Source organism: Petralouisia muris, assembly GCF_004793545.1.
Taxonomy (GTDB): Bacteria; Bacillota; Clostridia; order Lachnospirales; family Lachnospiraceae; genus Petralouisia; species Petralouisia muris.
This window is the reverse complement of the sequence record NZ_SRYA01000002.1, coordinates 28,832-44,409: the sequence shown is the minus strand read 5'-3', so window position 1 is coordinate 44,409 and position 15,578 is coordinate 28,832. Positions and strand designations below refer to the sequence as shown.

11 protein-coding genes are annotated in these 15,578 nt (G+C 47.0%); 4 read left to right on the top strand and 7 right to left on the bottom strand.

What is annotated here, in order from left to right; translation table 11 throughout:
• Positions 1-47: 47 nt before the first annotated feature.
• Positions 48-2,099, bottom strand: a complete 2,052-nt coding sequence (locus E5329_RS01340) for a methyl-accepting chemotaxis protein (RefSeq protein WP_135987787.1) — start codon at positions 2,097-2,099, stop codon at positions 48-50.
• A gap of 34 nt (positions 2,100-2,133) precedes the next feature.
• Positions 2,134-4,224, bottom strand: a complete 2,091-nt coding sequence (locus E5329_RS01335; protein WP_135987786.1) for an elongation factor G — start codon at positions 4,222-4,224, stop codon at positions 2,134-2,136.
• 281 nt (positions 4,225-4,505) lie between these two features.
• Between E5329_RS01335 and E5329_RS01330 the strand changes: the two genes are divergently transcribed.
• The gene (locus E5329_RS01330) at positions 4,506-5,603 is read left to right on the top strand and encodes a prephenate dehydrogenase (RefSeq protein ID WP_135987785.1); all 1,098 of its coding nucleotides are present in this window, start codon (positions 4,506-4,508) and stop codon (positions 5,601-5,603) included.
• A 34-nt stretch (positions 5,604-5,637) separates the two neighbouring features.
• A complete protein-coding gene (gene aroA / locus E5329_RS01325; RefSeq protein ID WP_135987891.1) occupies positions 5,638-6,948 on the top strand; it encodes a 3-phosphoshikimate 1-carboxyvinyltransferase in 1,311 nt (436 codons plus the stop codon).
• On the opposite strand, the gene E5329_RS01320 is transcribed toward aroA, so the two are convergent.
• Together E5329_RS01320 and E5329_RS01315 are read right to left on the bottom strand one after the other, a co-directional pair.
• On the bottom strand, positions 6,949-7,482 hold the full coding sequence (locus E5329_RS01320; protein WP_135987784.1) for an IbrB-like domain-containing protein: 534 nt from the start codon (positions 7,480-7,482) through the stop codon (positions 6,949-6,951).
• Positions 7,472-8,794 (bottom strand): phosphoadenosine phosphosulfate reductase, encoded by a 1,323-nt coding sequence (locus E5329_RS01315; RefSeq protein WP_135987783.1) that lies wholly within the window; start codon positions 8,792-8,794, stop codon positions 7,472-7,474. The genes E5329_RS01320 and E5329_RS01315 overlap by 11 nt, the downstream gene beginning before the upstream one ends.
• A gap of 171 nt (positions 8,795-8,965) precedes the next feature.
• On the opposite strand from E5329_RS01315, the gene E5329_RS01310 reads away from it, so the two are divergent.
• Positions 8,966-10,063 carry a glycerol dehydrogenase gene (locus tag E5329_RS01310; protein ID WP_135987782.1) on the top strand — a complete coding sequence of 366 codons (1,098 nt, stop codon included), beginning with the start codon at positions 8,966-8,968 and terminating at the stop codon, positions 10,061-10,063.
• Between the two features lie 154 nt (positions 10,064-10,217).
• A complete protein-coding gene (locus E5329_RS01305) occupies positions 10,218-10,781 on the top strand; it encodes a hypothetical protein (RefSeq protein WP_135987781.1) in 564 nt (187 codons plus the stop codon).
• Positions 10,782-10,918: 137 nt separating this feature from the next.
• On the opposite strand, the gene queA is transcribed toward E5329_RS01305, so the two are convergent.
• The 3 genes from queA to pheS all read right to left on the bottom strand — a co-directional run bounded on the left by queA (position 10,919) and on the right by pheS (position 15,475).
• Complete coding sequence (queA, locus tag E5329_RS01300) at positions 10,919-11,965, bottom strand: tRNA preQ1(34) S-adenosylmethionine ribosyltransferase-isomerase QueA (protein WP_135987780.1); 1,047 nt, start codon at positions 11,963-11,965, stop codon at positions 10,919-10,921.
• A gap of 6 nt (positions 11,966-11,971) precedes the next feature.
• Positions 11,972-14,392, bottom strand: a complete 2,421-nt coding sequence (gene pheT, locus E5329_RS01295) for a phenylalanine--tRNA ligase subunit beta (RefSeq protein WP_135987779.1) — start codon at positions 14,390-14,392, stop codon at positions 11,972-11,974.
• A 63-nt stretch (positions 14,393-14,455) separates the two neighbouring features.
• The gene (gene pheS / locus E5329_RS01290) at positions 14,456-15,475 is read right to left on the bottom strand and encodes a phenylalanine--tRNA ligase subunit alpha (RefSeq protein ID WP_135987778.1); all 1,020 of its coding nucleotides are present in this window, start codon (positions 15,473-15,475) and stop codon (positions 14,456-14,458) included.
• Positions 15,476-15,578: the final 103 nt, after the last annotated feature.

The window sequence follows — 15,578 nt, the reverse complement described above, 5'->3', positions numbered from 1 at the left end:
TCTTTCTTTCCCTTATCCTCAACAGAAAGAAAAACCCGAATTGCTGCTTATTGCTCTGCCAGCTTAAACATCTCAATCATATCATTTAATTCAATTGCCTGTGCCGACAATTCCTGACTGGTTGCAGAACTCTCCTCCGCTGCTGCAGAATTAGACTGCACCACCTCTGAAATTTGTTCAATGGCCTGGTTAATCTGCTGCATTGCGCCGTTCTGCTGGCTGGAATTATCCGCCACCTCTTCAACAGCTTTCACGATATCTGCAATTCCTTCGATCACTGCCTGCAAAGCTCGCGCCGTTTCCTCCGCAATCTGATTGCCACTTTCCACCTCGCTTACAGCAGCCTCTATCAGCCTTCTGGTATCTTCCACAGCATCTGAACTCTGACTTGCCAAATGTCCGATTTCTCCAGCAACCACGGCAAAACCGCGTCCTGCTTCTCCGGCTCTGGCTGCTTCAATGGACGCATTCAGTGAAAGCAGACTGGTCTGATCCGCAATGGCTTCAATGGTCTGGATGATATTTGCAATTTCCAGGGAAGCGTCATTAATTTTACTCATCGCCTGAGTCATCTCAACAATATGCTCATTGCCGGCCTGGGCCTGTTTCCCAATGTCATCTGCCTTCCTGCTGGTGGAAACAGCATTCCTGGTATTCCGTTCTACCTGCTCTGTCAGATCATTAACGGTAGCAAGCAATTCCTCTATGGAAGCCGCCTGATCGGTAGCGCCCTCTGCCAACGCCTGTCCGCTTTCCGCCATCTGGGTAGAGCCAAGGCCCACCTGATCGGCAGATTCTCTGATATGCCCCAGGGTACCGCTTAAAGAATGATTAATCTTATGGACTGCCACCAGGATTTCCTCAAAATCGCCCACATACGAATCCGTCGCCCTGGAATGGACGTCAAAGTTATTCACTGCCATCTCTCCCAGCAGGTATTTGATATCTGTAATCATCTCACCGATTTCTTCCACAATCACTCCGGTTGCTTCTGCCAGAACCTTGGTTTCATCCTCAGATGTAATGGCCGGAATCTCTGAATGCAGATCTCCTGCTGCCAGTTCTTTCAGACGTTCTGCACAAAGCCTGATAGGCGTTCCGATATTATCTGCCAGCTTCCTGACAATGTTCACTGCAATGGCAATAGAGATAATCACAATCACAATCGTAAGAATAATTCCTACGATTGTCTCAATGTTAAAATCCGAAAGAGGAGCTGTAATGGCAATACTCCAGCCATCGCTGTTTTCCACAGGAGCATAAGCCATGATCTTTTTCACGCCGCCATAACGGTAGGTTCCAACTCCAATTCCCCCTGCAATCATTTTCTTTTCCAGATTTGCCAAGGCCTTTAACCTGGGATTGGTCTCTGCATCTGTAATGGAATTATCATAATTTTTCACCAATTCCATATTTTCATGGGCAATCACGGTGCCTTCTTTGTCGAGCATATAGGCAGAGCCATTCTCGCTGACATTGATAGCCATCATAATATCATTCAAAAACGTTTCTTCCGGAACCAGATATACGACTCCTATCACCTGGCTTCCCCAAATTCCGCCTTCCCATATAGGAGCTGCAATAATCACGCTCATCTTTCCTGTAGTCTTGCTGATAATCGGCTCTGAAACACAGGATTGTCCTCCCATTGCCGTTTTAAAATATTCCCTGTCGCTGAAATCCTCTCCTGAGAAAATACTGACGCCGTTCTTGTCCAGAATATTCCCCCGTGTCAGCTCATTTACCTGAACACGTTCGTCTAAGATTTCCTGTTTTTCTTCCAGGGACACATCATCCCTGGCAAGACGGACCGTCATGCCCAAATCTTCTGCAAGATTCCGGTAAGAGGTCATCTCCCATTCCACACGTTCTGACGCCACCTTTGCCGTAGCAACCATATTACGCTCCAACGTGGAATTGGTGCTGTGGTTATTCAGTACACTGGTGATAATTCCAAGCAACGCCAGAGGAATAATTACCAGCGCCAGTACTGACGTGCTAATCTTCCCTTTGATCGTCTCACGATACAGACGCTTTATCTCCTGTATGCTGAAGCTTTTTGTTTTTTTTGCCGTATGCTCCTTCTTTCTCTTTTTCATACGGTCCTCAACCTTCTTTCATTCATTAATCTATTTATTCTTCGCCGTTTTCCAGCTTATTTGCTCTTGCTGCGATTTCTTTTTCCTGAATATCAGAAGGAGCCTGCTCATAACGTGCAAATTCATAGGAAAACAGTCCGCTTCCTCCTGTCATGGAACGCAGATCTGTCATATAACCGTAAATTTCCATATACGGAACGTCTGCTGCAATCTCTGTCTTGCCGGTTTCCGCCGGATTCATTCCCAGCACGCGGCCCCGGCGTTTATTCAAATCGCCCATAACGTCACCAGTAAATTTATCGGGAACTACCACTTTCATGGTTGCAATCGGCTCTAACAATACAGGAGAAGCCTCCATCATGCCTTTCTTGAAGGCCTGGATGGTAGCCATCTTAAACGCCATCTCGGAGGAATCCACCGGATGATAAGAGCCGTCATACAACACTGCTTTTACGCCCACAACCGGATAAGCTGCCATAGGCCCCTTCAATACAGATTCCTGCAGCCCCTTCTCTACGGCTGGGAAATAATTCTTAGGCACTGCACCGCCTACCACCTGCTGCTCAAAGGTATAGGTTGTCTCAAGATCTCCGCTCGGCTCAAAAGTCATCTTCACATGTCCGTACTGTCCGTGTCCGCCGGACTGTTTTTTATATTTGTACTCAACGTCAGATTTCTTGCGGATGGTCTCCCGGAATGCAATCTTCGGCCTGCTCAGTTCAATTTCCACTTTATAGCGTTCTGCCAGCTTGCTGACTACCACTTCCAGGTGCTGATCTCCGATACCGTAAATCAAAGTCTGTCCATTAGCGCTGTCATTTTCCGTCTTCAGAGTCAGATCCTCCTGCATTAATTTCTGCAGCGCCTGGGAAATCTTGTCCTCATCTCCCTTTTTCTTCGCTTTATAGCGCATATAAGTATAAGGAATGGAAATCTGAGTCTTTCCATAAATCACCGGCGCAGCCTTGGTGGACAACGTATCTCCGGTGGACACCTTCGTCAGCTTCGCCAGGGCGCCGATATCTCCGGCATGAAGCTCTTTCACCTCAATAGGCTTATTGGCGCGCATCACATAAATCTTGCCAATCTTATCATCCATATTCTTCTCAGAATTAAACAGCACGTCATCGGTCTTAAGAACGCCGGAATTCACCTTAATCAAAGAATATTTTCCAATAAACGGATCCGCGATAGTCTTAAATATGTATGCGCTCTTGGGCTTTGCAATATCGTAATCTCCGTCAAACGCTTCGTTGGTCTTCATATTAACGCCTTTGCAGGGACGCTTTTCCGGGCTTGGCAGATATTTGAGAATATCATCCAGAAGCGTATACACGCCTTGTACCAATGTGCTGGAGCCCATAGAAACTGGAACAATGCTTCCGTCTACCACATTGGTGCGCAAAGCAGAACGGATTTCAAATTCAGAAAATTCCTCCCCGGCAAAATAGCGATCCATAAATTCTTCGCTGGTCTCTGCCACTGCCTCCATCAATGTTTCCCGGCAAAGATCCAGATTGGCCTTGGAATAATCGGGAATCTCAGTTTCCACAACCTTACCCTTGTCATCCCAGCGGTTTCCGGTCTGAGCCACTACATTCACATATCCTACAAACTTCTCATTCTCACGGATGGGAAGATGGAAGGGGGCAATCCGCTTTCCGTACATTTCCTCTAAGTCTGACACTACCTGGCGAAAACTTGCATTGTCGTCATCCATCTCTGTCACAAATACCATTCTGGGAATCTTATATTTCTCACAGATGTCCCATGCCTTCTGGGTTCCCACTTCAATTCCATTCTTGCCGGACACCACAATAATTGCCGCATCTGCCACGCTGACTGCTTCCTCTACTTCTCCAACAAATCCAAAATAGCCGGGAGTATCCAGCACATTAATTTTGGTGTCTTCCCAGATAATCGGAACAACAGAAGTATTCACAGAAAAAAGCCGTTTGGTTTCCTCTTTATCATAATCGCTTAAGGTATTTCCATCACTGATTTTTCCCATGCGGGTTGTGATGCCGGACAAATACGCCATCGCTTCCACCAGGGTCGTCTTCCCGCTTCCGCCATGTCCCAGAAGTGCCACGTTTCTTATCTTGTCAGTTGTATAAACGTTCATATGAATTCCTCCAATACAAGTATATTTTATGATGTATATATTCTACTAAAATTTTTAGAATTTTACAACCATTTTATTCAACATTTACAATACAGTTTCAATTCTTGGAATTTTCAATATTTGCTTTTTCACTTCAACGCATCGAATTATTGACTTTTTTCCATGATTCCTTTATGATAAAATACAATTGAACGCCAAACGTCACTGTTCGGCTGACCTGAAAATTTTTGCAGTACAGTCAGGGAATACTTACAGTTTTACAGGAAAGGAATTGCTTCATTATGAAACCTGAAAAAATCGGTTTTATCGGCCTGGGCCTGATTGGCGGCTCCATTGCCAAAACCATTCACCGGATTCATCCGGATATTGCATTACTCGCATATGACGTGGACAAATCCTCTCTGGCGCTTGCGCTGGAGGAAGGCATCATTGCTGAAGCCTGCGAGGATTTGACGGAATCTTTCGCCGGCTGCCGTTATATTTTCCTCTGCGCCCCGGTACAGAAAAATATGGAATTTCTGGAAAAATTATCTGTTTTTGCAGGAAAGGACTGCATCATTACAGATGTAGGCAGCGTGAAATCAGCTATTCATCAGGAAATCGCCCATACGTCTCTGGCTCCTTACTTTATCGGCGGACATCCTATGGCCGGTTCTGAAAAGAGCGGTTATTCCCATGCGACTGCCTACCTGCTGGAAAATGTATATTATATCATTACCCCCTCTCGGGAAACAGCTTCCGATTCCGTACAGGAATTCCGAGAATTTGTCAAATCCCTTGGGGCGCTTCCCATTGTGCTGGACTATCAGGAGCATGATTTCATCACTGCGGCCGTCAGCCACCTGCCTCACATTCTGGCTTCCAGTCTGGTAAATCTGGTAAAAGATCTGGATAATGAAGAGGAGATCATGAAGCAGGTGGCCGCCGGAGGGTTTAAGGATATTACAAGAATCGCTTCCTCTTCTCCTGTCATGTGGCAGCAAATCTGCCTGACGAACCGACAGCAGATTCTAACTCTGGTGGATGCATTTGCCGCTTCTCTGGCACAAACCAGGGCAGCCATCGCTTCTTCTGAAGGGGATAATTTATTTGATTTTTTCCAGTCCGCAAAGGATTACCGGGATTCCCTGCCCCTTACAAGCTCCGGTTCCCTGCCCAAAATCTATGAACTTTATTGTGATATGGTGGACGAAGCAGGAGGCATCGCGGCCCTTGCCACAATCCTTGGAACCAACCAGATCAGCATTAAAAATATTGGAATTATACATAATCGGGAATTTCAGGACGGCGCGCTTCACATTGAATTCTATGAGAAGGAGGCTCTGGAAAAAGCCCTTGTACTGTTGAGAAAATACCGCTATACCTTATATGAAAGGTGAGCCTGAAATAAAAGGAAAGGAACAAATGACTATCATGGAAATTACAAAAAAACATTCTTTTCACGGAGAACTTACCGTTCCCGGTGATAAATCCATTTCCCACAGAGGAATTATGTTCGGCGCCATTTCCAATGGACTGACAGAGGTTACCAATTTTCTCCAGGGGGCGGACTGCCTTTCTACCATATCCTGTTTCCGGCAGCTTGGCATTGCCATTGAAAATGACGGCTCCAGAGTACTGGTGCATGGAAAAGGGCTTCGGGGCCTGAAAAAATCAGAGCTGGCACTGGATGTGGGCAACAGCGGAACCACGCTGCGGCTGATTTCCGGCATCCTTGCGGGACAGTCCTTTCAAAGTGTCTTAAATGGAGACGTCTCCATCCAAAAACGTCCCATGAAGCGGATTTTTACCCCTTTGTCAGAGATGGGCGCAAGATTTCAGTGCTGGGACGCCATGCATTTTCCAGAGCATCCAATAAAATCCAGTTCTGGCCGCGCCCCTTTCACCATACAGGGCGGCAACCTCAAACACATCCACTATCAGTCCCCCATTGCTTCCGCCCAGATAAAATCTTCTGTTCTTCTGGCAGGGCTTTATGGGGACGGCATTACCCGAGTAACGGAGCCTGTTCTGTCCAGGAACCACACAGAACTGATGCTGGCAGGCTTCGGCGCTAATATTCTCTCCACAGAAACCACCGCCGCCGTCTGGCCGGAGCCTGTCCTGGAGGGACAGTCCATCCATGTGCCGGGTGACATCTCTTCCGCTGCCTATTTTATCGCGCTGGGATTAATCAGCCCCAATTCCGAACTGCTGATTCAAAACGTAGGAGTTAATCCCACCCGAAGCGGTATTCTCAAGGCTGCTCTTGCCATGGGAGGAAACCTTACCCTGCTGAATGAACGCACGGTTTCCGGAGAACCTGCTGCAGATATTCTGGTAAAATCCAGCAGCCTTCACGGCACGGTGATTGAAGGAAGCATCATCCCCACATTGATTGACGAGCTTCCTGTCATTGCAGTAATGGCCTCTTTTGCAGAAGGCTCCACTGTCATCAAAGACGCTCAGGAACTGAAAGTAAAGGAATCTGACCGGATTGCCTCTGTGACCGAGAATTTAATGGCTATGGGAGCCGACATTACTCCCACTGAAGACGGAATGATTATCAACGGCGGCAGATCCCTTCACTGCGCCAGAATCCGCACGTATGGGGATCACCGGATCGCCATGTCCTTTGCCGTTGCAGGGCTGAATGCAGATGGGGAAACCAGCTTTGACGATGAGAACTGCGTGACGGTTTCTTATCCTTCTTTTTATCAGGATGTGGAAAGACTGCTGAAATAATCAGCAGTCTTCCTCGATCGGCTTCCACGCCTGCCCGAAATTCACATCCCGAAACAGCGCCGCAAGGCCGGTAATCTGTTTTAACCGCAGGATCTCATCCTTGCTCATTCCCATGTGCTTGGCAATCCAGGCGTCAGATCTTCCGATTTCATGAAGTTCCTTCACAATATTGCTCATCAAATCCACATCATGGCTTCCTCTTGCCCGATTATGCCTGATGGTGCTTGCCATCCGGTTAGACAGAGATTTCTCAATGACCGTCACCGGAAGCATCCCGTGCTCCCGCTCATAAATATCTTTATGCTCCTTCATCACACGGTAGCGGTGGAATCCGTCTACGATGACATAAACATCTTTCTCCTTAGAGTAATAACAGACAATCGGCATGGTATAGCCGTCCTCCTTGATGCTGTCATACAAAAGCCGCATTTCCGGCGGCGCCACCGCATTGGGGTTGTAATCATTGGGAATAATCTTTTCTATCGGGATCGGCGTTACTTTGTAAGCCGGGCTTTCGTATATTTTACCGCTCATTTACAAATCCTCCGTACTTTTTCTTAATGGCATTAATCTGCTCTTTTTCTCTGGCAGACAAGCCAAATCCCATATACCTGCAAATATGGTCATTTTTCAAAATGCAGTAACACATTCGCTTCCAGCTTGGAATATCTTTGGTAGATTTAATATCGTCTGTGTCATCCGGTATTTTTCCGGTAAAAATAATTCTGGAATTCTTATTCACGGTATAATTAGAGATACCGTTTCTCTGTATCTGATAGCCATGATCCAAAAGTTCCTGAATGGTTTCCTCGGAAAGCCCTCCTCCGGTGGTATGCCAGAATTTCATGGAAGTCCGAAACTTTTTCACATAATTATTCCGTATCCTGACTGGCAGCGTATCCAGCAGGAACTTGGTGTAGGATTCCCAGGTATGCCCCTGGGGAAGCTTAATATTCCGATAGCCCATGGCTTTTGATCTTGCATACACCGCACCGAAATCGGCTCCTCTCACCCTTCCCACCAGCCTGGCCCAGATTTCCGGATCAATCACCCGGTACAGGTTCAGACTGTCCTTGGCGTAATCGTTAAAAGGAGAAGCCACCCGCATCTGACTGGGCTTTAATCCCGCCATATAGTACAAATCATACAGCTTATTGTAATCATATTCAAATTGGAAATTGGCGGCCCACACATCACTGTTGGTCCAATCATAAAGAGGAGAAGCGCACCAAACGTCCTTAAATTGCTTGGAAATCCAGCATTCCCCTTTGTACCCATACTTCCGGTTTACAAATCCGCTGTAACGCTGCATGGACTCTTCCGCCCGTATTCCCAGAAGACAGACCGTGCTTCTTTTTCCATGCTGTTCCTTATAAAAACGCCCAAACTGTTTCGCAAGATTCTCCTGGGGCATCCGGTAACGATAATGATGAAAGGGCCGGCTCATATTAATCACATAAGGATGGCTGGGCATAGGCCTCACCCAGATCTCCTGTTTGGTATCATCCCAGGGATACCAGTACATTTCATAGCTGCTTACTGCCGTGCGGGTCGCCATGGGAAGACACACCCAATAAGGTTCCAGTTCCTTTTCCAGACGCTGAAATGTCCGTTCCACATATTCTGTGGTCACCGTATACTGGGCCTCAAAATCCTGATGGAACAGCCCTACCTTCCGATTGGGATAATACTTCCGCTTAAAATCCAGCAAAAGATTCAAAAGCACTCCGCTGTCCTTGCCTCCGCTGAAAGAAACATAAATATTCTCAAATTCCTCAAACAAAAAATGGAATCTCATCTGAAGCGCCTCATAAACATTTTCTCTTTGATATTCCCGTACTCTCATCCTGTCTCACTTATCCTCGCTTTTTCCAGAATTTTCCAGTTTCTCTACTATCATACTTCGAACAAAATATTTTTGCAACCTTTTTCCCAAGTTTCGTTGACAGGCTCCCAATCAAGGCATACAATAAGAGATAGCTTCAGAAAGCGCATTATAAAAAAGGAGGTTTTTTACATGGCAAACATTTTAATCAGCCCTGGAAAATACGTTCAGGGCGCAGGGGAAATGAAAAAACTGGGGGAATATGCTGAAAAATATGGAAAAAAAGCCCTGATTCTTATCACCTCATCCGGTTACAAAAGAATCGGGAATATTGTGGAAGACAGCTTTGCGGGGAAAGAAGTTTCCACGGTATTCGACTATTTCAACGGGGAATGCAGCAAAACAGAAATCAACCGTCTGCTGAAAGTTGTAGAGGACACAGGCTGCGACATGATCATCGGCATCGGGGGCGGTAAAATTCTGGACACTGCCAAAGCGGTAGCTTTCCATAAATCTGTTCCAGTGCTGATTTGTCCCACCATCGCTTCCACAGACGCTCCCTGCAGCGCATTATCGGTAATCTATACCGATGAAGGCGTGTTTGAAGAGTATCTGTTCCTTCCGGCCAATCCGAATCTTGTTCTGATGGACACGGAAATCATTACAAAATCCCCGGTTCGTCTGACCGTTTCCGGTATGGGAGACGCACTGGCTACATACTTTGAAGCGAGGGCCTGCAAAAACAGCGGAGCGGCTACCTGCGCCGGAGGACTTGCAACTTCTGCAGCAATGTCCCTGGCAGAGCTGTGCTTCAACACGCTTATGGAAGAAGGCGTTAAGGCAAAATTGGCGCTGGAGGCGGGCGCATGCACTCCTGCAGTGGAAAAAATAATTGAGGCAAACACCCTCTTAAGCGGCATTGGTTTTGAAAGCGGCGGCCTTGCAGGCGCTCATGCCATCCACAACGGCCTGACCGTTTTAGAAGAATGCCATCCTATGTATCACGGAGAAAAGGTTGCATTCGGAACCATTACCCAGCTTGTACTGGAGAACATTCCTGGCGAGGAACTGGAGGATATCATCACATGGTGCATTGAACTTGGGCTTCCTGTAACATTAAAGGAGCTGGGTGTGAAAGAGGTGACAGACGAAAAGATTATGGCTGTGGCCGCTGCCGCATGCGCTGACACTGATACCTTACATAATATGCCATTTGAAGTGAATCCGGAAACTGTAAGCGCCGCAATCAAAGCAGCCGATGCATACGGACATTATTATCTTGGAAAATAACAGATTCCGCTTTTCCTGCCTGTATCCCTTCTGTTGATGCAGGCAGGAAAATTATTTTACAGCAAATGATTATTTTCCTGCAAGGATCCCGAAAGCTGTGCCGTATTATAAGTAGAAACGTTGGTAAATTATGCTTTATTTGGAGGAATTGTATATGAAATTGTTGAAAAACTGGAAAAAAACTGCCGCTGCAGTGCTGGCAGCCTTTGTATGCATCGGAAGCTTTGCAACGCCTGTCATGGCCCATGGACACCATGGCGGCGGAGGACATCATGGCGGCGGAGGGTATTCCAATACTGGAACTTACTGCCCTTATCACCATTCCAATCATCAGAACCCGGAGAGCTGTCAGAACTATTGCCCTTATCATCATTCTATCCATCAGAATGTGACGGATTGTCAAAATTACTGCGGCTACCATCATACCATCCACTCAAACGTTAAGAACTGCAATCATTACTGCTCATACCATAAGACCATTCATACCAGTCTCAAGAGCTGTAAAAATTATTGCCCAAAGCACAAGACAATTCACAAGAATATCAAGAGCTGCAAGAATTACTGCTCCACACATAAGGTAATTCATAAGAACATTAAGAACTGCAAGAACTACTGCGCTTACCACAAGGTTATCCACAAGAACATTAAAAACTGCAGGAATTACTGTCCCGCACATAACAAAGTTCATATTAAAGGTCGGATTCATACTACGGTTTAAGAGATGTGAGTCTTCCATATGAATGACTGACTAATGAAAACCCCGGAGTTGTGGCTCCGGGGTTTTCTATTCCATTTGAATATGGTGGCTTATGCCATAGACTGATTACCGACTATTTATCGCTGTCCAACCATTTTCTATAAAATAAACATTGCATCCCCAAAACTGAAAAAGCGGTACCTCTCCTGCACCGCCGTTTCATAGGCATGCATCACCTGCTCTCTTCCGGCAAAGGCTGACACCAGCATCACCAGCGTGGATTCCGGCAAATGGAAATTGGTGATCAATGCATCCATCACCTGAAACTGATAGCCGGGATAAATAAAAATATCTGTCCAGCCGCTTCCTGCCTGAACTGCCTCCCCTGGCCGCTTCTCCTTCTGCAGACGCTGTGCAGCAGACTCAATGGTGCGGCAGCTTGTGGTTCCCACACAGATGACCCGGCCCCCTCTTTGCTTCGTCTCATTAATCAATTCCGCCGCTTTCTCATCTATCTGATAAAATTCTGAGTGCATATGGTGCTCTTCTACCTGATCCGCCTTTACCGGACGGAAAGTTCCAAGGCCCACATGAAGGGTTACTTCCGCAATGGAAACGCCTTTCTGCCTGATTTCTTCCAACAGCTCTGGCGTAAAATGCAGCCCGGCCGTGGGGGCCGCTGCAGAACCGTCATATTTTGCATATACCGTCTGATACCGGTTCTTGTCCTGAAGCTGATGGGTAATATAGGGCGGCAGAGGCATCTGTCCCAGCCGATCCAAAACCGCTTCAAAAACTCCCTCATAAGTAAACTGAATCAGCCGGTTGCCCTCTTCTGCAATTTCCAGCACTTCTCCCGTCAAAATCCCGCCGCCAAAAAGAATTTTAGTGCCAGGCCTTGCCTTTTTTCCAGGTTTTACCAGAGTTTCCCAAATATCATTCTCTCTTCGTTTCAGCAGCAGGATTTCCACTTTTCCTTTTGTGCCTTCCCGCTCTCCAAAGAGCCTCGCTGGGATTACCCTGGTATTATTGAGCACCAGGCAGTCCCCAGGTTTCAGATAATCCAAAATACTGCAAAACTTCCTGTGCTCCAGCTCCCCCGTCTCTTTGTGAAGCACGATAAGACGGGAACTGGAACGGTCCTCCAAAGGGTCCTGGGCAATTAGCTCCGGGGGCAATTCATAGTAAAAATCTTTTACATCCATAAATATTTACTTCCTCAATTCAACGCCCATGGCTTCTAACGCTTTCAGAATCTTATCCATGGCAGGCGCGTAATCTGCCTCCTCCAATGTCTTGTCCTTGGCCCGGAAGGTCAGAGAATATGCCACAGACTTGTATCCTGCCGTAATCTGCGCTCCCTCATAAAGGTCGAACAGTTCATAGCTTTCCAGATATTGACCGCCTTTGGCTTCGAATATTTTCTCCACTTCTCCCACCAAAATATTTTTCTTCATCACCATGCTGATGTCACGGGTAACTGCAGGGAATCTTGCAATTCCTTCATATTTCCGGTCAAAGCTTGCCCGTTCTACCACCTTTGGCATATCAATTACCGCCACATATACACGATCTCTGATAGAATAATTGTCTGCCACCTGAGGATGAATCTCTCCCAGATATCCCATTACCTGGCCGTCATAGATGACATTTGCCTGTCTGCCCGGGTGCAGAAAGGGCTTTCCTGCATTGGGATCGTAGGTTTCTTTTCCAGATAGTCCCACTTTATCGAAAAACTCTTCAATCACCCCTTTCATGGTATAGAAATCCCCTTCTCCATACATACCCAGAGTAAACTGCATGCGTTCCTCCGGAAGCTCTGTTACCGGCACCTGTTTGGGCAGATAAATGTTCCCCAGCTCATACAGACGCACATTTCTGTTTCTACGGTTGTAATTGGCAGACAGGGACGTAAGCATCCCATTCAGCGAAATGGTCCGCATAATACTGAAATCCTCCCCCAACGGATTGGAAATCACTACAGTTTTACGCAATTCACTGTCTGCGGGAAGCAGCAGCTTATCGAATACCTTAGGGCTTTCAAAAGAATAGGTCATCCCCTGACTGAAGCCACAGTATTCCGCAATATTTCTTGCCACTTCTTCCACCCTGAGCTTAAAGGACAGTTTTCCGGTGGTTGCTTCTCCGGTAGGCAATGTGGTGGGGATATTGTCATATCCATAGAACCTTGCCACTTCCTCCGCCAAGTCCGCCAGGCACTCCAAATCCTGTCTCCAGGAGGGCGCTATCACTTCCTGCGCCGCTTCATCATAATCCAGATCTATTTTCCGGAAATACTCCAGCATGGTCTCTTTCTTAATGTCCGTTCCCAGCAGACGGTTTATTTTCTCCGGATCAAAGGGAATCCTTCTTCCCTCTTTCCTTTTGCCGTATACATCCACCACGCCGCCGACCACTTCTCCTGCTCCCAGCTCTTCGATCAACTGGCAGGCGCGGTTAATGGCGTCTATCGCGTTGTTGGGGTCCAGCCCTTTTTCAAATTTGCCGGAAGCGTCTGTCCGAAGCCCTACTTTTTTGCTGGAAAGGCGGATATTGGTTCCGTCAAAGCATGCAGCTTCAAACAGCATGGTCTGTACATGATCTGTAATCATGGAATTTTCTCCTCCCATGATTCCAGCGATTCCCACTGCCTTTTCTCCATCGCAAATCATCAGCACAGAATCGTCCATCGTCCGCTCCTGGCCGTCCAAGGTCACAAATTTTTCATCCTTTAAAGCGCGCCTTACAATGATTTCATGTCCTGCAATGGTATCCAGGTCATAGGCGTGCATGGGCTGGCCGTACTCCTCCATCACATAGTTGGTAATATCCACAATGTTATTAATAGGGCGGATTCCCTGGGAAGCAAGACGCCGCTGCATCCATTTGGGGGAAGGGGCGATTTTAATATTTTTCACCACTCTGGCGCAATATCTGGGACAGAGCTCGGTATCATTTACCCTAACCTTAATGTAATCATTCACATCTTCCTCATTTCCGGTTGCCGTTACTGCCGGAGGCTGAAATTCCTTCTGGAAGGTAGCTGCCGCCTCCCTTGCTAAACCAAGCACGCCAAAACAGTCCACCCGATTGGAAGTGATTTCATATTCAAACACCACATCCTCCAGGCCAAGAGCTTTGACTGCGCTTTCGCCTACCACGGCGTCCTCTTCGAAAATATAGATGCCTTCCTCTGGGGCTTCCGGGTACATATCCCGGTTGGAGCCCAGCTCTTCAATGGAGCACATCATTCCGTTGGAAGGCACTCCCCTTAATTTTCCTTTTTTAATTTTGATGCCGCCGGGAGTTTTCTTTCCGTCGTGGCCTCCCGCCACCCGTCCGCCGTCTAAAACTACCGGAACCTTCTGGCCTTCCTTTACATTGGGAGCGCCAGTGACAATCTGAATCTCTTCCCTGGCGCCCACATCCACCTGGCATACCACCAGTTTATCAGCGTCTGGATGCTTTTCTATTTTTTTAATCTGACCGATGACAATTTTATCCAGATCTGCGTCCAATTCTTCGTACCCTTCCACCTTGGAACCGGAAAGTGTCATTGCGTCCATGTATTCCTGGGCCGTTACGTCCAGATCCGGCACATAAGCCTTAATCCATGATAATGATGTATTCATAACGATTGATTCCTTTCTGTTTTCCTATCTTTCTATGAACGTCTCTGTTCCCTCTTCTGATTTTCAGAATTGCTGCAAAAAGCGATCATCATTCTCATAAAGCAGGCGCATATCGTCAATCTCATATTTCAGCAATGCGATACGCTCCAGCCCCACGCCGAAGGCAAATCCGGAATACTCCTCCGGATCAATTCCGCTCATTTTTAAAACCCTTGGATGCACCATTCCACAGCCTAAAATTTCAATCCAGCCGGAGCCTTTACAGAATCGGCACCCTTTCCCGCCGCATTTGAAGCAGGTCACGTCTACTTCCGCACTTGGCTCTGTGAAGGGGAAATGATGGGGGCGAAATTTTACTTTGGTTCCTTCTCCGAATAATTGTCTGGCAAATTCTGCCAGCGTTCCTTTTAAGTCGGCAAAGGTAATATGCTTATCCACTACCAGTCCTTCGATCTGATGGAAGGAAGGGGAATGGGTGGCGTCCACTTCATCGGAACGGAACACACGACCCGGGGCAATCATGCGGATCGGCAGCTTTCCTTTTTCCATCTCCCGCACCTGTACCGGTGAGGTCTGGGTACGAAGCACAATCTTATCATTGATATAGAAAGTATCCTGCTCGTCTTTGGCCGGATGGTTTGCCGGAATGTTCAGCGCTTCGAAATTATAGTAATCGTATTCCACTTCCGGCCCTTCCACCACTTCATAGCCCATGCCTACGAAAATACGCTCCACCTCTTCTAATGCAATGGTATTGGGATGGCGGTGGCCCACACGGTTTTTCCTTGCGGGAAGCGTCACGTCAATCACTTCCTGCTGCAATTTCAATTCCCGCTCTGCCGCCTCTAACCTGGCCTTTGTCTCTTCAATCAGCCTTTCAATGCTTTCTCTGGTTTCATTCACCAACTGTCCCACAACGGGGCGCTCCTCAGGAAGCACGTCCTTCATGCCTTTTAATACGGCTGTCAGTTCTCCCTTTTTGCCCAGGAACGCAACTCTCACATCATTTAATTTCGTCAGCCCATCAGAATTCTGGATTTCACGGACTGCCTTTTTCTTAATCTGTTCCAGTTTTTCTTTCATTATCATTCTCCTTTGACAACAACCTTTTATTCTCGCATCCTGCCCGAAGGGCTTTTATCTTAATAGGAAAGTCATGAACTTTAACACTTCACAGTAACACAGT